The following is an 18,763-nucleotide window of genomic DNA, read 5'->3' as shown; positions in this document are numbered from 1 at the left end:
ACAAAACTACATAACTATCAATTATTTCGGATATTTCTTACATTTAGGACCTTTACATCGTTTGCATTTACCGCATCCACGGTCGATAGTCTCAGCACCTGCTGATTTCTTTGCACTAGCACTCTCCTTGACCATCTTTTCAGAGGCCTTACTATTCCATACGGAAACTATCGATTCTGCTTTTTTGCGGATTCATCCTTTTTGGATTTTTTATCCTTTTTCTTGTCTTTCTTCTTATCTTTTTTCTTGAAAGTATCAGCTAAAAAGACTGTTTTTAACTTATCATTTAAAACTTTAAGCTTCTTTTCAGCCTTGTCTTTCTTTTTCTTTAACTTTTCTTCGTCTTTAGAGCGTTTTTCTTCCTTAGACTTCTTGTGTTTTTTCTCTTTTTTATCTTCTTTATACTTTTTATCTTTCTTAGATTTTTTGTCGTCCTTGGACTTTTTGTCTTCTTTGGATTTCTTATCCTCTTTAGATGTTTTATCTTCCTTGGATTTTTTATCGTCCTTAGATTTCTTATCTTCAGAACCGTTAATACGCGCCCATTCATCGTCAACGCGTTTCAATTTCTTTTTAAGAAGCTTCTCCATCTTCTTATTTGTTTTATCGGACTCTAAACCGGCTTTACCAAATAATAAAGCATTCACCGCCGTGTATGGATCGATAGAGGACATATCCTCATCATCCACGTTAGCTGCCTCTAATTTCTTATCTTTTGAAAGTTCTTCAAGACCATCTACATCTATCGCTTCATCTTCATCTAAATGATGAATTGCTAAACTTTCAACGCCTTCTAATGGTTTTACATCAAGGTGCTCAATCGCAGTATCTTCAAAATCCGCCATTTCCTTACCAGAGCTTTCACCAAAACCAGTAAAGAGACCACCTATAGATTTTAATTCATTCAATTTAATATGATTCATGCCCACCGTAGAATCATGATGCACAGGAACATCAGATAATTGTACCTGTTCCATAGCATATGCATCATCATTATAACTAGCGCCCTTGCCAAGTTCAGATGTATTAGAAATAACGATATCTTCCTTATCGTCGCCTAACACATCACCAAATAAATCTTCTTCTAAAGATTCGTAAGAATGCAATAAGGCCATACGTTTTTGAACATCTTCAATTTGATTCCACAAATCAACGAGAGAAGATGTATAGTACACCCGTTCTTTTACCTCTAAATACGCTTGGTAAACGATAGATAATTCGGTTTCATTAAGGCCTTCCTCTGCACCAATTTCTTCAATCATTTGTTGAATCTGTTGATCTCGGTCATATCGTTTAATTAACGCCTTACGAATGCGTTTAATCAACATTGTATCGATGAGTTCCATATGCACCTCCTATATTCAATACACTCAGTCCTACCCGCTACATTAGCGTATACGAATCAATGTATAGAATCATAAAAATGAATTGATTTAATAATCTCTAATATATTATTATAGCAGAATTTATCTGCTTTTTCCTTAATAATATGTGTAAAAGTTCCTTAAAAATAGAATAAAACCTCAATTTAAATACGTCCCTAATTGTATGCATTTCATACTACTAAAACACTATTCAAACCGAGGTTATTTAATTAACTGTTACATCAAAATATATCTAATTGTTACATAAATGTCTTAAATTACTGCACTAAAACAAGTTAACTGAATAGACGAGAATTCGCTCCTTTGCATCGCTAGCCTCAAAGAGGTCACTACAATCAATAGCTTCCTCTTGTTCCAAGCGCACATGGTTATTTAAAAAGTTCTCCACCTCTTCATTAACATAGTAGAAAAATAACTTAATCTCCCGAGGATTATGATATAGCGAATCAAAGATATTTCCTAATACCCGCTTAATCGTATGGAGTGCAAAGGGATTAAAGAAAAAGCATCGATCAGACTGATCTGGCAATTTATACAGCGCCGCATCACCTAGTACAAAGCTTACACGATTACGAGCAGCAGGGCTTTCACCATTGATTAAAGCCTTTTCATAGAGCCGTTCATCATATTCGATGCCTATGGAATGGCAGCCCGTTTGGTAAGCCATAAAAATACTCACTCGGCCCTTGCCACTGCCATAATCGATGAGCGTATTTTTCTTGCGAATATGACCGCTATTTGCCAAGCGCTCCAGCACGCAATAATCTGTCGGCTCGTACGGATGATGCTCCGTATCGGAACGACTATCATCGCGACCAGAGGTTTTAATTTGTAATACACTTTCCCACTCTTGCTCTGTTGCCATCTATATAATCCTATTATGAGGCCAAAATATATGACCTAATATTTAATACTAATCTTAATTTCTATACATACTATACCCTTATTAGGGCACTATTTACTAGTTCAGTAACACCTATAGTATATAACAAAAATATCCACAATCGGGTGCTTTTGTTATATGAAACACTTATTAATGTCGATATGGTATACTAGGAGTAATATTTCTATTATTCTCATGTGCAGAATTATATGTCATTAAAAAGGAGTATCTACTTACATGGACAGTGATCTGACCTTAGATTTTATCATTATCATCGTATTAATCATTGCAAATGGTTTATTCTCCATGACGGAGTTAGCCATTGTAAATGCGAAAAAACGTAAGCTTGAAGAGTTGGCAGAATCAGGCAATGAACGTGCGAAAACAGCCTTTGAATTGTCAGAGAACCCAAATGAAATGTTCTCTACCATTCAAATCGGCATTACCCTCGTAGGCATTTTAACTGGTTTGTATTCTGGTGCTACCTTCTCTGGACCTTTAGAAGATATATTAGTAGCAAATATTCCAAGCATCGAACCATACGCAGCCTCTATAAGCTCCTTCATTATCGTTGCTATCATCACCTATTTATCCCTCGTTATCGGCGAACTCGTGCCTAAACGCTTGGCCTTAAATAGCCCTGAAAGCATTGCCGTTGTAGTAGCAAAACCAATTTACTGGCTATCTGTGGCGTTAAAACCAATCGTTAGCTTCCTCGGCGTTTCCACAGAATTCCTCTTAAAAATGCTAGGCGTTACTGTAAAAGAAGAAGCACCTGTTACAGAATCTGAAATTAATAAAATGCTTACCGAAGGCGTTGCTATGGGTGCTTACGAAGAGGAAGAACCTATCCTCGTAGAAAATATCTTCCATCTTGCAGATATGAACGCAGGTGATATAATGACTCCTCGTACACAGCTCAAATGGATTGATCTTAATGGCACGGAAGACGAGATCATGGAGGTCCTCAAGAATGCCAACCATTACCGCATTCCTGTAGGTACCGATTCCTTGGATGAATTAAAGGGTCTCGTTACCGTATCCGATGTATTAGTTCAAATTATGCAACGTCCTAGTGAAAGTTCCATTCATGATATCATCAAAGCTTGTTTGAAAGAACCTGTTCTCGTTCCTGAATCCATTTCACTCATGAAATTATTGAACGTTCTACGTACAGAAGGCGTTCATGAAGCAATTATCCTCGACGAATATGGTGGTTTTACTGGCCTTGTCACCTTGCATGACATCATGGAAGAAATCGTAGGCCTTATGCCTTCCGGTGAGGAAGAAATCAAGGAAGAAGAAAACAAGATCATCGAACGCGATGGTGCATGGCTCGTAGATGGCCTTCTCAACGTAGATGAATTTAAAGAATTCTTTCACATCGATCAAGAATTACCAGGTGAAGAAGACGATTTGTACAAAACTATGGGCGGTCTCTTAAACGTCCTCTTCGGTCGCATTCCAAAAGAATTAGACAAGGCAAAATGGAACGGCTATACCTTTGAAGTCATCGATATGGATCATACTCGTATCGATAAAATCCTTGTAACCTATGAAGAACCTATTGTAGAACAAGAAGAAGAAAAATAAAGTTCAAATTATATAGACAAAATCTAAAGAAGTGAGTTCTCTTACTATGAACTATACCCCAAAAATTGTACATATTTTTGGATACAGCTCAATCAATAGAGGACTCACTTTTTTGCTACATTTTTGTATTCATAAAATGAGTAATACATATACTAGCAAATACTAGCAAAATATAGATTACTTTTAAAAATTATCGTTAAAATATATCATCAATTATATAAATTAAGTATATAATTCTTTTATTTTCTGCATAAAGGCTAGAACTTTCAATATAAATATAGTATTATTAAATTGTATAAAATATATAATTATTTTTTTCTATAAAATATATAATTAGAAATTAGAGTTTTCTAATATACATATAGAGTCCTATGATTACTACCTATGTGTAGTTCTGTGTCATAGGGCTTATATGCGGTAGTCAAAGGAGAGATTCTATGAATCAACGAATCATAGCAACCATAGGAGCCCTATTAATAGGGACCGCCATCATAAGTGGTTGTGGATCAGAAAAGCCCCCTGAAGATACAAGTCTCAAGGTGCGTACCATCACTATAGGTGAAGAGTCTGGAACTACTGATGCTGGCTATGCAGGCACCATTCATAATAAAACAGAAACAAACTTAGCCTTTCAAATTGGAGGGCGTGTCATCAACAAATTTGTAAATGTTGGCGATGTAGTGCAAGCAGGCCAAGTGATTGCTCAAGTCAATGGTTCCGATACATCAGCTCAGGTGCAAAATGCTGAAGGTGCTGTAAAAGCTGCTCAATCGGCCTACGAATTGGCAGAAACCAATGCTAAACGATACCGCGAGCTTTATGCACAACAAGCGATTAGTAAATTACAATTAGACCAAGCTGAAAACCAATTGAATGCCACATCTGCTCAATTACAACAGGCACAAGCAAGCCTTAATTTGAGCAGCAATCAAAATAGCTATACTAATTTGACGGCTCCTGATACAGGTATTATTACAGCTTTCAATATTGAAGCAGGACAAGTCGTAGCAGCCGGTCAAAGCGTTGGTACCTTAGCGGCTGGTCACGACCCAGAAGCAGTCATTGCCCTTCCTGAACAAGAGTTGAGTAAAATTCATGTAGGAAGCCCTGCTACTATTACCTTCTGGGCCTTACCAGATGTAACAGTACAAGGCGTAGTACGTGAAATTTCACCAGTTCCTGACCCTGTAGCGAGAACGTATACCGTAAAAATCACCTTGCAAAATGCGCCTAAAGAGGTACAACTAGGTATGACGGTCAATGCTAATCTATCTACCACAGATAGTACCAATATTTCTATTCCGTTGACGGCTCTTGTGAAAGACTCTAACGGTAATAATGCGGTCTATATCATCCGCGATAAGAAGGCTCATCTCGTGCCTATCAAAACTGGTGAGTTCGGTAAGAACTCCGTCATCGTCACATCTGGTTTAGCTAAAGGTGACATTGTCATCACCGCAGGTACCCAACAATTACAAGAAGGGACGGCGGTTAGTCAATGAAACAATTTAACTTAGCCGAATGGGCTCTTAAACACAAGTCCATTATCTACTACTTCATGGCTGTGCTCCTCACCTTCGGTATCTTCTCATTCACCCATATGGGACGCATGGAAGATCCTGATTTTACGATGCGCACCATGGTGGTCGGTGTTGCTTGGCCGGGGGCTTCTCCACAAGAAATGTCGGATCAGGTAACGGACAAACTCGAAGAAAAACTACGCGACCTTCCTGGTGTAGATTATACAAAATCTTTCACAGATGGCAGCAAATCCGTTATTTATATCAATTTAAGAGAGGATTTGCCATCCGATAAAATTCGTCCCGCTTGGGAAGAAGCGCGGAATATGATCAACGACGAATGGAAATCATTGCCTGCAGGCGTTCAAGGACCGACCATTAACGACAGGTTCGACGATGTATATGGCATTATCTATGCCATCAGTGGTGATGAGTATTCGTACGAAGAAAAACGACAACAAGCAGAGGACTTAAAACGTCAGCTTTTATCTGTTCCTAATGTTAAGAAAATCAGCCTCATTGGGGTGCAACAACAAACCCTCAATGTAACCATAAACAAGGATAAACTCGCATCCTATAAAGTCAGTACACAACAGCTGTTAACAGCGCTTAAACAGCAAAGTATGATGGTTCCAGCTGGTGTGATTACAACGGATACAAACAATGTATATCTCCGCGTCAATGGCCTATTCGATAGTCCTCAAGCGGTGCGAGATATGCCGATCCGCATCAATAATCAAACGTTGCGCCTCGGTGACATGGCTGATGTAACCATGACCTACCAAGACCCTAGCGATCCACAGTTCTATTACAAAGGTAAGCCAGCCATTGGCATCGCTATCTCCATGGACGCAGGGGGCAATAATATCGAATTCGGCGAAGCCATCGACAAAAAACTCGGGGAATTACAGAAAACGATTCCTGCCGGCCTCGAACTCAATCAAGTATCAAATCAACCGCATATCGTTAAGGAATCTATTGGCGATTTCTCTCAATCCTTATTTGAAGCCATTGCCATCGTATTACTCGTAAGCTTTGCATCTCTCGGCTTACGAACCGGTATCGTTGTAGCCCTCACCATTCCAGTCGTTGTGTCTACAACGTTCATCTTGATGTATGAAAGCGGCATCTATCTACATAAGGTTAGCTTAGGTGCCTTAATCCTAGCTTTAGGCCTCCTCGTAGACGATGCCATCATCGTTGTAGAAATGATGAGCGTTAAGCTCGAAGAAGGGTGGGGCCACTTTAAATCGGCTACCTTTGCTTACCAATCTACAGCATTCCCAATGCTATCGGGTACGCTCATTACCTGTGCAGGTTTCTTGCCATTAGCATTGGCACAAGGTATGGTAGCAGAGTTTACAAAGTCCCTATCCATCGTTGTATTTATGGCACTCATCCTATCTTGGTTCGCCTCTGTTCTCGTCAGCCCTGTATTGGGTTATAAAATCATCGAAAACAAGGCTCCCAAGCCAGAATCGGAATGGACTAAACGAGACCGTATCATGCACAAACTCAATGTGACCTTCTATGATAAGTTTGAAAAACTATTACATTGGGCTCTAGGACATCACAAGGTAGTCTTGCTGGCCACATTAGGAGCTTTCGTTTTATCCTTGCTTTCACTACCATTGATCAAACAGGAATTTTTTCCATCATCAACGCGTAATGAAATCATTGTATCCATGCAATTTCCTCAAAGCTCGTCTATCGAGTATACTGCTAACCAAGCAAAACTCATCGATGAACATTTGAAAGACGACGAGCGCATTGCAACCTTCACCTCCTACATTGGACAAGGTTCTCCACGTTTTGTCCTCACCTTGGAACCGGAATTACAACGGAACAACTTCTTACAATATGTAATTGTTACAAAATCCTTAGAGGATCGCGATAAACTCTATGCTGAATTGACTCCGTATTTAAACGAGCAATTCCCATCGGCCCTTGTAAATACGCAATTCTTACAAATCGGTCCACCATCCAAATTTCCAGTTATGCTTCGCGTTGCTGGCCCTGATCAAAAGATGGTAAAAGAAATTGCAAATCAAGTAAAAGCTAAAATGCAAGACGATAAAGACTTACAAAATATCGCCTTTGACTGGCCAGATACAGAACCTGTAGCCAATATTCACATCGATCCAAACAAGGCACGTTTACTCGGCATCGATAGCTACGCTGTATCCTTGCACTTGCAAAGTCTATTGTCTGGTACTAAATCTGGTGAATACTACGAAGGGAACCAAACCATTCCTGTTACCTTCCGTTTAGGTGACAACGAGCAACATAACTTAAGTGCTCTTTCATCCTTGCCAATTCAAACAGGAAATGGCTCCTATGTACCACTTAGCCAAATTGCAACCATTACCATGACACAAGAGGATGGTATTATTTGGCATCGCAATATGATGCCAACCATTAGTGTGCATGCCAATGTAAAAGCAGGTGTATTGGGTAATGCGAAAACGAAAGAGATTTACAAATCCTTACAAGACATTCGCGATTCCTTGCCTATAGGCTATTCTATTGACCTAGACGGCGCCGCTGAAAAGAGCGAAACAGCCGTTCAAAAGCTATTAACACCAATGCCGATTATGCTCTTTGTAATCATGACAATCCTCATGTTCCAATTAAAGCGTATCGCCCTCATGGTAATGGCTCTACTCACGGCTCCATTGGGGCTAATCGGTGTTGTATTAGCACTCAATATTACGAGAACGCCATTAGGCTTTATGGCTATTCTAGGGATTATCGCCCTCTCGGGTATGATCATCCGTAACTCCATTATCTTATTAGACCAAATCGAAATCCACAAGGCAGAAGGCCAAGAACCTCGTGAAGCGATTATCAACTCCGCTACACTTCGTTTCCGCCCTATCATGCTCACCGCTATCGCAGCGATTTTAGGCATGATTCCTCTCATGGGATCTGTATTCTGGAGCCCATTGGCCATCGCCTTCAGCGGCGGCTTACTAGTGGCAACGGTTCTAACACTCATCGTATTACCTGTCATGTATGCAAGCTGGTATAAGGTAAAATAGGATACCATAAGACAAGATAAGATAAAACACAATACAAAAACCCCCTTAAAAAAGTATTAGAAACTTTTATAGGGGGTTTTTAATAAATATCATATAAAAAAACAGCAGGGCTTTCCCCTGCTGTTTTTTTAGTCACAATAATACATTACGACTTACTTATTTCCCTTAGGATTATATTAATAATTATATCTGACTTAGTCTATTATTTATTAAACTACAACGGCTGTACCATTGCATGTAATCATAAGCATGCCATTTTGTGCACCTACTGTGCTGTATTGGAAGGATACGCCAATAATAGCATTAGCACCCAATTTAGAAGCTCGTTGAGACATTTCATCGAGAGCTGCTTTGCGCGCATTCATCAAAGAATCTTCATAGCTGCCACTACGACCACCAACGATATCGCGAATGCCAGACATGAAATCTTTCACAAAGTTACGGCCTTCTACGACTTCACCAAATACAATACCTTTGTACTCTTGTACAGGTTTGTTTTCAATATGCATAGTTGTAGTAATAATCATAATTGTATCCTTTCTAATTGATTACAATATATTTTAATTTATTATAACAAGACTTTTAGATAAAAACAAATATAGCTTTCACATAAAACAATTACATAGTATATCTCCAAAAATTACATACTATATATCAAAAATTTACATATTATACATCAAAAAAAGACCTGTTCACTACTTTCATAATGAACAGGTCTAATTTTATGTTATCTATCGAAGTCACGATCAAGGTTAACTTCTTTCAACGGCACAACTTTAGTTTTGTTGATGTATTTGTAACCAAGGTACACTGCGAAGAAGATTGGTAAGCCAATGTAGGCAACGGATACGCCGTACCAGTCGATGGTATCACCTGTGAAAGCGGAGTAGTTTTGACCACAGATGATGATGACGCAAAGAATGAACGCCAAGATTGGGCCAACTGGGAATAACCACGCTTTGTATGGCAATTCACTAAGATCTCTGCCTTGTGCGATGAAAGCACGGCGGAAACGATAGTGAGATACTGCGATACCAACCCATGCGATGAAACCACATAAACCAGAGATATTAACAATCCATGTATAAGCTGTACCTTCACCGATAAAGCTTGTTAGGAACGCAAATAAACCGATTGCTGTCGTTAAGATTAACGCAGGCACTGGAACACCGCGTTTATTTAACTTAGCAAAAATTTGAGGTGCTTGACCTTCCTTAGCGAGTGCGTACAACATACGCGTAGAAGAGTACAGACCAGAGTTACCAGCACTCAATACAGCTGTTAAGATGATAGCATTGATAAAGCTAGCAGCAAAGGCAAAACCAAAGCGGTCAAATACGAGTGTAAATGGAGAAATAGATACGTTCTCTACACTAGAGTTCAACAAATTTGGATCTGTGTACGGAATCAAGAAACCGATAACCGTGAAAGCACCGATATAGAATAATAGAATACGCCAGAAGATTGTATTAATCGCTTTTGGCACATTCTTTTCAGGGTCTTCCGCTTCACCAGCGGCTACACCGATCAGTTCAGTACCTTGGAAGGAGAATCCTGCCACCATAAAGATAGCAAGAATAGATTCCCAGCCACCTACAAATGGAGCTTCACCTACAGTCCAGTTTGCAAATCCTGGAGATGTGCCACCAATGCCAAAGATGAGCATAAAGCCACAGAATAGGAATACAAATACGGTAATCACCTTGATGCTAGAGAACACATATTCACTTTCACCAAAGGAACGAGTAGATAAATAGTTCAAGCCGAATAAAATGAGCAAGAACAGAGCAGACCATACGATGGCAGGTACATCAGGGAACCAATATTTCATGATGAGCGCCCCTGCTAATACTTCAGCAGCCAAGGTAATAGCCCAATTAAACCAGTAATTCCAACCTAAGGCAAAACCAAAGGCAGGATCTACATAGCGTTTTGCGTAAGTCCCGAAGGAACCTGGAATTGGCAAGTATGTAGCCATTTCCCCAAGAGATGTCATGAGAAAATACACCATGATACCAATGAGGCCATAAGCTACAAGAGCACCACCAGGGCCAGCTGTACTTACCACTTCACCACCAGCAACGAATAAACCTGTACCGATAGCACCACCTAAAGCAATCATATTCATATGACGCGCTTTTAAGGACCGTTTTAGGTGTTGATCTTTGTTAGACGTAAACTCTACGTTACTATTATGATTTTCAGACATGGGTCACCTCTTACAAATCTAGATTACGCACGTATTTCGCGTTATCTTCAATAAATTTACGACGAGGCTCTACCTTATCACCCATGAGGACTGTAAAGATTTTGTCAGCTTCGATAGAATCTTCTAAGCTAACTTGTAAAATCGTACGATTATCAGGGTTCATTGTAGTTTCCCATAATTGTTCAGGATTCATTTCACCTAAACCTTTATAACGTTGAATTGTAGTACCATCGCGACCTACTTCATCAAGTTTAGCAGTCAACTCTGCATCAGAGTATACATACCAGTGAGATTTACCCTTCTTGATTTGATACAAAGGTGGTTGAGCAATATAGATATGGCCTTCCTCTACCAATGGTTTCATATAGCGGTAGAAGAATGTTAATAACAAGGTACGAATGTGAGCGCCGTCAACGTCCGCATCTGTCATGATGATAATCTTGTTATAACGGGATTTTGTAATATCGAATTCATCGCCAATACCTGTACCAAAAGCGGTAATCATGGAGCGAATTTCGTTATTAGCCAAAATCTTATCTAGACGTGCTTTTTCCACGTTGAGGATTTTACCACGCAATGGCAAAATCGCTTGGTAACGACGATCGCGACCTTGTTTTGCAGAACCACCTGCAGAATCACCTTCCACAAGATAAATTTCAGTCATAGATGTATCTTTTTCGGAGCAGTCCGCCAATTTACCAGGAAGGCTAGATACTTCCAACGCATTTTTACGGCGTGTTAAGTCGCGGGCTTTACGAGCAGCCTCACGAGCACGGCTCGCCATCGTTGCTTTTTCGATGATTTTCTTCGCATCTTGAGGATGTTCTTCGAAGAATGTTTTAAGACCTTCTGTAACGATAACGTCTGTAATACCTTTAACTTCGCTATTGCCAAGTTTAGTTTTTGTTTGGCCCTCAAATTGAGGTTCCAACACTTTTACAGATACGACAGCTGTCAAACCTTCACGTACGTCTTCACCGGAAAGATTAGACTCACTTTCCTTGATCAAACCAGATTTACGGCCATAATCATTGAGGGTACGAGTCAAGGCAGCACGGAAACCAGATAGATGTGTACCACCGTCAATCGTATTGATGTTATTTACGAAGGACAACAAGTTTTCGCTATAGCTATCGTTATATTGCAATGCTACATCTACCACAACATCGTCTTTTGTATTTTCAATGTTGATAACAGTTGGATTAATTGCTTCTTTATTTTCGTTCAAGAAGGTAATGAAAGAAACCAAACCACCTTCATAGTGGAAGCTTTCAACACGAGGTTCCTCTAAGCGCAAATCGCTCAATGTAATGCGAAGGCCTTTGTTAAGGAATGCCAATTCTTGTAAACGCATTTTCAATGTATCAAAGCTAAATACGGTAGTTTCAAAGATTTCTGCATCTGGCTTGAAAATAACTGTAGTACCAGTGCCTTCGGCCTTGCCAATTTCGTGCAACTCGGAAGTTTTATGACCACGAGCAAAGGAAATCTCTTGAACAATACCATTTTGAGATACTTGAACCTTAGTCCATTCACTCAATGCATTAACTACGGAAATACCTACGCCGTGAAGACCACCAGATACCTTGTAGCCGCCACCACCGAATTTACCACCGGCATGCAATTTCGTTAATACTAGCTCTACCGCAGACATACCAGATTCATGCATCCCTGTTGGGATACCACGACCATCATCGACAACGGTAACACTATTATCTGGATTGATGGATACTTCGATATGTGTAGCATAACCAGCAAGCGCTTCGTCTACAGAATTATCTACAACTTCGTATACGAGGTGATGCAAACCACGCGCAGACGTACTACCAATATACATCCCTGGGCGTTTACGCACCGCGTCTAGACCCTCAAGAACCTGAATATTCTGAGCGCCATAATTTTGTTCAGGCATGAAACAAACTCCTCCTAACAATCTATCATACTGCACTTGATTGAAATAAAGTAACAAAACATGTACAGGATTAAACTTTATCTCTTTATTATACTATAAAACTCATCAATCCGTCTCATTAAAGTCTTAATACTGATACCAGATCCATACACACAATCATCTGTGACCACATAAGTCTTGATTTGCTCCTCTGGCACCATGGCGATATATTCTAGTGTTTCATAGTAATGAATAGGACTTTTATGGGACTTTCCACCCTTAGCATGCACCATCGTAATAATGGATTCTATGGGCACGGAAATGGTATCTCCAATATGAACGTACATAAGAATGCCCCCTCTACTTATCTAATGTCCCATTAAAGGCATCGATTTTGCGCTGTTCCTCTTCAGCAAGGAACTTTGATCGATATTTATTACACAAATTAATAACGTGCTGATCCGTCAACTCATCAGGCTTTTTGTGAGTGATGAGCATGGCCACCATAAACATATGACGGCGATTGATAGATCCTTTATAAATCTTATCCAGGTAAAAGTATATGGATTCTCGCATCGCTTCTGCAAAGTCTGAAAAACTACACTGTATAAATTGCTGGCAGTCGCTATATTTAAAGTACGGATACTTTCTAATAACCGCCTTAATCTCCTTGATATGAGCCCGATGCAATTCATATTCACAGGTTGGACAAATTTCCTTTTTAGATTTCATATGCATGCCACATCGTTTACAACGATGGTATCCATGCTGCTCTAAATAAATTTCTCGCTTTCGAGCCGTAATCTGTACTTTTCGGAAAGCAGCTTTTAATGCTTCGTTATCCGTTTGTTTCAACGATGTATCGATGGCGTCTACATCCTCTTTTGAAAGCACGATATCTGCAAAATTAATACGTTTTGTAATAATTTGTTCATCAGGAATCGTGAGAGATGTGTTAGTTTCTACTTTCACATAGCTTTGACGTTTCATGATGAAGCGAATATCAGTGATTACATCTTGGCGATAATACTTGTTGATAGCCTCGATAATACGTCGTTTTTGCATCTGTAATTCCTGCATCCACATGGAATTATCTGCACTAATAACCATATTTGGAGGCTTGATGGACACAATTTTTGTATGATCCGCAATGACATCACCTACTACATCACGCCACTTGTGAACAAGGGTATTTAATTTATATTGTTCCAGTAAATTCAGTTCTGCTAAGGCCTTTGGTAAACAAAGATCAAGGCTGTCCATACTGAACTTGTCCCCCTTCACAAGAAATAAATTGAACGGATTTCAAATCTTTAAAATCGTGAATATCTGTAGTGGTAATAAATGTTTGAATTCGTTTATGAATAAACTGCAATAAATTCGTTCGTCTCGACTCATCAAGTTCGCTCAATACATCATCCAAGAGAAGAACTGGATATTCTCCTACCTCTGACTTGATAAACTCAAGCTCACTCAACTTTAAGGACAATACAGCGGTTCGTTGCTGACCTTGCGATCCAAATTTCTTTAAATCCATAGCATCGGAAAAGAATCTTAAATCATCGCGATGAGGACCTACACTAGTGCTCAAACGATGACGATCTTGCGGCAACGCTGCTTTGATGCGTTCGTAAAAGCCTTCCTTTGTATATTCTAGTGAACCAATGTCCATATACGGCTGTTCATAACCGATGGTCAAATTCTCGAGTCCACCCGTCAATTTACGGTTCATCAAATCGATGAGCAGATTAATTTTCTTTAAGCTTTCTAATCGTTTCTTTACGATAAAGCTCGCCATATCTGCTAGCTGCAAATCCCATTCTTCAAGAGGAATAGTATTCTTTCCTCTATATTCTTTTAGGACTGCATTTCGTTGCTGTAACAGCCGATTGTACTGCATCAATTGATGATAGTATATAGCACTGGTCTGAGAGATTTCCATATCGAGGAAACGCCTACGTCCAGACGGAGTCCCCTTGATGAGCTGTAAATCTTCAGGACAGAAGATAACTGTATTTAATGTACCAATCAGTTCTTTTTGAGATATTTTTGTGTCGTTTAATCGAATATCCTTAGGGCCCTGACGGAATAATTTAATATTTACCTTTTGAGGCGTATCTTTTTTCTCGAATTTTACAACTATGCCTGCTTCTTCGGCATTGAACATGAGCATATCTGACGTATCGTTCGTACGATGGCTTTTACCAATCGTACCAACATAGATAGATTCGAGGATATTCGTCTTACCAGCCCCATTAGTGCCATATAGAACAATAATCTCAGGATTAAACTGTATCTGTACATCCTTATAATTACGAAACTGAAATAACTGCAGTGAGTCAATTCTCACCGATTATGCCTCCTCTTGTTTAATCACGAGGTCTACATCGAGACCTTCACAAGAAATCACATCACCAACGCGGCATTTCTTGCGTTTTTCCGTTACGACCTGACCATTCAAGGTAAGGATGCCTTCATCGATGAAAGATTTAATTTGACCACCTGTTTCAATGATGCCTTCTAACTTCAACAACTGATCAATTTGAATGTACTCCGTATGAATGGGTACCTGCTGTTGCTCTTTCATAACGTCCTCCTAAAGTAGACAATTAACATAAGCATATATATCATACTGAGTCCAGGTCGCTCGCTGAGCATTTTTCTTTGAAAAATTGCACGCTCCGACCAAAGTGATGTGTGTCTCCCATCGTCGCTACCGCTCCTCTGTTAGCTCACACCCTACTTTAAGCATTTGTGCGAACTGGTGTTACTACGTATGTATAGTTTGGATTATTGTCTTGGCGAATGACAACAGGACCATTTTGTTTTAAGAACAAGTGGATATTGTCACCTGTGCTGTGACGCAAGATGTCAGAGATGTAGCGACCATTGAAGGAGATTGTGAAAGGTGTGCCTTTAAATTCAACAGCTACGTCTTCTTTTGCCATACCGATTTCAGTATTTTGAGTAGACAATGTGACATTACTTTCAGACCAATCATAACGAATTACATTATAGCTGATGTCTTTAGCCAACAAGGATACGCGATCAACAGCACCAGCAAATTCGCGGCGATCAATTACAGCGCTAGAATCGAATTGAGAAGGAATTACCTTTTCATATTCAGGATATGTGCCTTCGATTAAGCGAGAAATAATATAAATAGATTCAAAATTAAATACGATTTGTGTACGATTCCAAATGATATTGATCATAGCTGGATTATCTGTTGGTAATAAACGAGATACTTCAGCCAACGTTTTTGTAGGGATGATAGCGCGCATTGGAGTCGTTGCTGGTTCATCGATGGTAATTTTTTTAACAGCCATACGGTGTGTATCGGTAGCAACCATAGTCACTTCGTTTTCTTTGATTTCAAGAAGAGCACCGGTAAATACAGGTCGATCTTCATCAGTAGCAGCTGCATAATTTGTTAAATCGATGAGTTCTTTCATAGCAAAGCTATCGATGTTTACATGATCTTGGTCGTGAATTTGTTCCACCAAGGAAAAATCATCTGGATGTAATGTAACAAGGTTAAATTCGGAAGATCCAGATGTGATGGTCAAAGAACTTCCGTCTTCTGGTTTGTAAAGTTCAATAGTATCGCCAGGCAATTTGCGAATTAATTCTTGGAAATAGCGGGAACCTACCACTAAAGTACCAGGTTCTTTAATGTCTCCATCGATGGTTAAGCGAATGCCGAGTTCAAAGTCGTTACCTTGCAATTCTACTTGACCATTTTTTGTAGTCATATAAATAGCGCCTGGTAAGTTGGAACTTGTTTTATTTTGAGATACCTTTTGCAATACGTTAATTGCTTTTTGGAGATTTGCTTTAGGGAATGTAATATGCATATGTTACTCCTTTATAATTTTTATATATTGTAAAAGCACTAATAATTAATTGCTTTGTTTGTAATATTCTATGTTTACTATCTTAGATGCTCTATAGATATTCTACGGTAGATCTATTTCTACTGGTTTTTTGATTGTTTGTTAGTTTTAGTAGTAGTAATAGTAGGGGCCTGTTTATATGTGTAAAAGTGATTTGGCGCTACTAACTGTGTGAATTATGAGTTGTGTATAACTATGTTGATAGTTTGTACCTACTTATCCACATATTAACATCAAAGTATGAGTTTTAGGATATCCACAAAGTTATTCACCGTATATCCACAGAGTTATCCACAGGTTGTTAATTTCTGTTTAATTTCTGCAACCATTCGTTTAGTTTCTTCGTTTTTTTCAATTTCCTTCGTTATTTTATCGTACGCATGGAGAATTGTCGTATGATCACGAGAAAAAGCTGCTGCGATTTGAGGATAGCTTTCATTGATCATATCGCGGCATAGATACATGGCGATTTGCCGTGGAAATGCGAATTGGGCTTTTCGTTTCTTGCCGAGTAGGTCTTGCTTTTTAATATTGAAATAAGAACTAACAAAATTCTGGATGCTTTCAATATTAACCATATTCACCTCTTCGGTATGAACGAGGCCCGCCAAGGCGTGTTTTGTGTATTCTAGGTCGATAGATTCGAGACGTTGATCGATGGATGCTGTACCGATGAGCTTGGTAAAAGCACCTTGCAATACGCGGACGTTTTCGCTAAATTGCAATGCTACGTAGTTAATTGAATCATTATCGATACGAATAATGCGATTCTTTTTATATTCTCGTTCGAGCAGTGATCTGAAGATGGCAATGCGTGTTTCTAAATCTGGATTTTCCATTGTGGCAATGTAACCAGCTTGGAAACGAGAGCGAAGACGATCTTCGAACTGCTCCATATCGTTTGGCATCGTATCAGAGGTAAGAACGATTTGCTTGTTGTTATTTAATAATTCATTGAACGTATTAAATAGTTCAGTTTTCGTACTTTCACGGCTTTCAAGGAACTGAATATCGTCAATCATGAGCACATCGATATTGCGGAATGTGTTGCGGAACAATTTACCTTGGTTGCGCTGTAATGTTTCAACGAAAATATTCATAAAGTTTTCGCTCGTAATAGACATGACCTTCATATGTGGATGATTTTCCTTGATAGCATTACCGATGGCGTGCATCAAGTGTGTTTTGCCGAGGCCCGATGGACCATAGATAAAGAGCGGATTATAGTCTCCACCTGGAAATTCAGCTACATTTTGAGCGGCTCCAAATGGTATTCGGTTCGCATTGCCCGTTACATAATTATCAAAACGGTATGCCGGATTGAGATTAGATAGTGATAAATCCACAGGTACATTGTCAGACTGTAATGTTGGCGTTGTTTCTGATGGTTTCTTTGGTGTCGCTACCATTGGTTCGTCTGGAATCTCCACAGGCGCTGGCGTGCGGTCGATATAGACAGGATCTTGATAGACTGGTGTGTAAAACTCCTCTTGATGAGCCTTTTCCTCTACTATAGGTGGTAAAGGCATCGGCGGTGCTACAACAGGCGTATCGATGAGATTTTCATCAACAAAGGTAGTATCTACACTTTCTTGATTGAAATCGAATAACACCATATCTCGATGGGAACCGATAACCGTAGTAATCGCATCCTGCAAAGCCTTGCTAATTTGCGGCTGCTGGTCGATTAAGTTTTTTACAAATGTTTGCATGACCCCAATATGGATTGAATGACTTTCGAGAGACATGGGAATCAACGATGATGTGACGCGCAAATACAATGCATCAGGTAAATGTTGCATATTCTTTTTCGCCTCTTGCAATATATGCTCCCATATATTATTTAAATCAAATGATTGCATGACGTGCCTCTTGTGAATAACTATTGCAATAAATGTGTATAACTTTAGGAATAATGTGCATAACCATTGTAAAAGCTGTGGAAAAAACTATTATTCCTGTGAATAACTTGTGTATAACCTGTGAATAAGTAAAAAATAAAAGTCTATTTTATATAGATAATTACTGACTTTTCAGTTTTTATAAACTAAAAGAGAAAAAATGTGGATAACTTCGAAAGTTATCCATCAAAAACCTATAAAAATATATAATTTTTCCTAATTTCAAGTATGATTGTACCAAAAAATAAGTAATTTGTCATTCAATCTGTGGATAACTTTTGATTATCTGAAGGAAATGTGTTAATAAATCAATAATTATCTTATCATTTGTTCATCAATTACTTTTGGGGGAGGAATGAAAACTACTTTTATCGCTCCATTCTAACGCAAGTCGCTCAAAAAGTAGTTTTCATTCCCCTCCTCCAATAAGATAATTTTTATGAT

14 protein-coding genes are annotated in these 18,763 nt (G+C 39.1%); 3 read left to right on the top strand and 11 right to left on the bottom strand.

Annotated elements, in window-relative coordinates:
• Window positions 1–167: 167 nt before the first annotated feature.
• Window positions 168–1,346, bottom strand: a complete 1,179-nt coding sequence (locus B1A77_RS02945; RefSeq protein ID WP_077707878.1) for a transcriptional regulator — start codon at window positions 1,344–1,346, stop codon at window positions 168–170.
• Between the two features lie 304 nt (window positions 1,347–1,650).
• Window positions 1,651–2,250, bottom strand: a complete 600-nt coding sequence (locus B1A77_RS02940) for a class I SAM-dependent methyltransferase (protein ID WP_077707877.1) — start codon at window positions 2,248–2,250, stop codon at window positions 1,651–1,653.
• Window positions 2,251–2,505: 255 nt separating this feature from the next.
• Here B1A77_RS02940 and B1A77_RS02935 point away from each other — a divergent pair, with 255 nt between their 5' ends.
• From B1A77_RS02935 to B1A77_RS02925, 3 genes are all read left to right on the top strand, one after another.
• The gene (locus B1A77_RS02935) at window positions 2,506–3,861 is read left to right on the top strand and encodes a hemolysin family protein (protein WP_077707876.1); all 1,356 of its coding nucleotides are present in this window, start codon (window positions 2,506–2,508) and stop codon (window positions 3,859–3,861) included.
• A gap of 437 nt (window positions 3,862–4,298) precedes the next feature.
• The gene (locus B1A77_RS02930; protein ID WP_077707875.1) at window positions 4,299–5,363 is read left to right on the top strand and encodes an efflux RND transporter periplasmic adaptor subunit; all 1,065 of its coding nucleotides are present in this window, start codon (window positions 4,299–4,301) and stop codon (window positions 5,361–5,363) included.
• Complete coding sequence (locus tag B1A77_RS02925; RefSeq protein WP_077707874.1) at window positions 5,360–8,422, top strand: efflux RND transporter permease subunit; 3,063 nt, start codon at window positions 5,360–5,362, stop codon at window positions 8,420–8,422. The genes B1A77_RS02930 and B1A77_RS02925 overlap by 4 nt, the downstream gene beginning before the upstream one ends.
• A gap of 209 nt (window positions 8,423–8,631) precedes the next feature.
• Here the strand turns inward: B1A77_RS02925 and B1A77_RS02920 are convergent, their stop codons facing one another.
• The 9 genes from B1A77_RS02920 to dnaA form a co-directional block, all read right to left on the bottom strand.
• Window positions 8,632–8,949 (bottom strand): YbjQ family protein, encoded by a 318-nt coding sequence (locus B1A77_RS02920; RefSeq protein WP_004692937.1) that lies wholly within the window; start codon window positions 8,947–8,949, stop codon window positions 8,632–8,634.
• A 200-nt stretch (window positions 8,950–9,149) separates the two neighbouring features.
• A complete protein-coding gene (locus B1A77_RS02915) occupies window positions 9,150–10,631 on the bottom strand; it encodes an amino acid permease (RefSeq protein WP_004698078.1) in 1,482 nt (493 codons plus the stop codon).
• A gap of 10 nt (window positions 10,632–10,641) precedes the next feature.
• The gene (gyrB, locus tag B1A77_RS02910; RefSeq protein ID WP_004698069.1) at window positions 10,642–12,543 is read right to left on the bottom strand and encodes a DNA topoisomerase (ATP-hydrolyzing) subunit B; all 1,902 of its coding nucleotides are present in this window, start codon (window positions 12,541–12,543) and stop codon (window positions 10,642–10,644) included.
• A 77-nt stretch (window positions 12,544–12,620) separates the two neighbouring features.
• Window positions 12,621–12,869, bottom strand: a complete 249-nt coding sequence (locus tag B1A77_RS02905; RefSeq protein WP_077707873.1) for a DUF370 domain-containing protein — start codon at window positions 12,867–12,869, stop codon at window positions 12,621–12,623.
• A 13-nt stretch (window positions 12,870–12,882) separates the two neighbouring features.
• Complete coding sequence (locus B1A77_RS02900; RefSeq protein WP_077707872.1) at window positions 12,883–13,785, bottom strand: DciA family protein; 903 nt, start codon at window positions 13,783–13,785, stop codon at window positions 12,883–12,885.
• Window positions 13,772–14,872 (bottom strand): DNA replication/repair protein RecF, encoded by a 1,101-nt coding sequence (recF, locus tag B1A77_RS02895; RefSeq protein WP_077707871.1) that lies wholly within the window; start codon window positions 14,870–14,872, stop codon window positions 13,772–13,774. The genes B1A77_RS02900 and recF overlap by 14 nt, the downstream gene beginning before the upstream one ends.
• Window positions 14,873–14,875: 3 nt before the next feature.
• Entirely contained in the window at window positions 14,876–15,109 is a 234-nt protein-coding gene (locus B1A77_RS02890; protein ID WP_077707870.1) for an RNA-binding S4 domain-containing protein, read from the bottom strand.
• Window positions 15,110–15,266: 157 nt separating this feature from the next.
• Window positions 15,267–16,379, bottom strand: a complete 1,113-nt coding sequence (gene dnaN, locus B1A77_RS02885) for a DNA polymerase III subunit beta (protein WP_058948345.1) — start codon at window positions 16,377–16,379, stop codon at window positions 15,267–15,269.
• A gap of 326 nt (window positions 16,380–16,705) precedes the next feature.
• A complete protein-coding gene (gene dnaA / locus B1A77_RS02880) occupies window positions 16,706–18,280 on the bottom strand; it encodes a chromosomal replication initiator protein DnaA (protein WP_058948344.1) in 1,575 nt (524 codons plus the stop codon).
• Window positions 18,281–18,763 lie beyond the last annotated feature (483 nt).

The organism is Veillonella parvula (assembly GCF_002005185.1).
Classification (GTDB): domain Bacteria; phylum Bacillota; class Negativicutes; order Veillonellales; family Veillonellaceae; genus Veillonella; species Veillonella parvula_M.
Note: the sequence above shows the minus strand (reverse complement) of the source record. Positions and strands in the feature narration are given on the sequence as shown.

Excerpts from the sequence above, each read along its gene's own strand:
- B1A77_RS02945 (WP_077707878.1), bottom strand. The coding sequence starts at position 1,346 with ATGGAACTCATCGATACAATGTTGATTAAACGCATTCGTAAGGCGTTA.
- B1A77_RS02940 (WP_077707877.1), bottom strand. The coding sequence starts at position 2,250 with ATGGCAACAGAGCAAGAGTGGGAAAGTGTATTACAAATTAAAACCTCT.
- B1A77_RS02935 (WP_077707876.1), top strand. The coding sequence starts at position 2,506 with ATGGACAGTGATCTGACCTTAGATTTTATCATTATCATCGTATTAATC.
- B1A77_RS02930 (WP_077707875.1), top strand. The coding sequence starts at position 4,299 with ATGAATCAACGAATCATAGCAACCATAGGAGCCCTATTAATAGGGACC.
- B1A77_RS02925 (WP_077707874.1), top strand. The coding sequence starts at position 5,360 with ATGAAACAATTTAACTTAGCCGAATGGGCTCTTAAACACAAGTCCATT.
- B1A77_RS02920 (WP_004692937.1), bottom strand. The coding sequence starts at position 8,949 with ATGATTATTACTACAACTATGCATATTGAAAACAAACCTGTACAAGAG.
- B1A77_RS02915 (WP_004698078.1), bottom strand. The coding sequence starts at position 10,631 with ATGTCTGAAAATCATAATAGTAACGTAGAGTTTACGTCTAACAAAGAT.
- gyrB (WP_004698069.1), bottom strand. The coding sequence starts at position 12,543 with ATGCCTGAACAAAATTATGGCGCTCAGAATATTCAGGTTCTTGAGGGT.
- B1A77_RS02905 (WP_077707873.1), bottom strand. The coding sequence starts at position 12,869 with ATGTACGTTCATATTGGAGATACCATTTCCGTGCCCATAGAATCCATT.
- B1A77_RS02900 (WP_077707872.1), bottom strand. The coding sequence starts at position 13,785 with ATGGACAGCCTTGATCTTTGTTTACCAAAGGCCTTAGCAGAACTGAAT.
- B1A77_RS02890 (WP_077707870.1), bottom strand. The coding sequence starts at position 15,109 with ATGAAAGAGCAACAGCAGGTACCCATTCATACGGAGTACATTCAAATT.
- dnaN (WP_058948345.1), bottom strand. The coding sequence starts at position 16,379 with ATGCATATTACATTCCCTAAAGCAAATCTCCAAAAAGCAATTAACGTA.
- dnaA (WP_058948344.1), bottom strand. The coding sequence starts at position 18,280 with ATGCAATCATTTGATTTAAATAATATATGGGAGCATATATTGCAAGAG.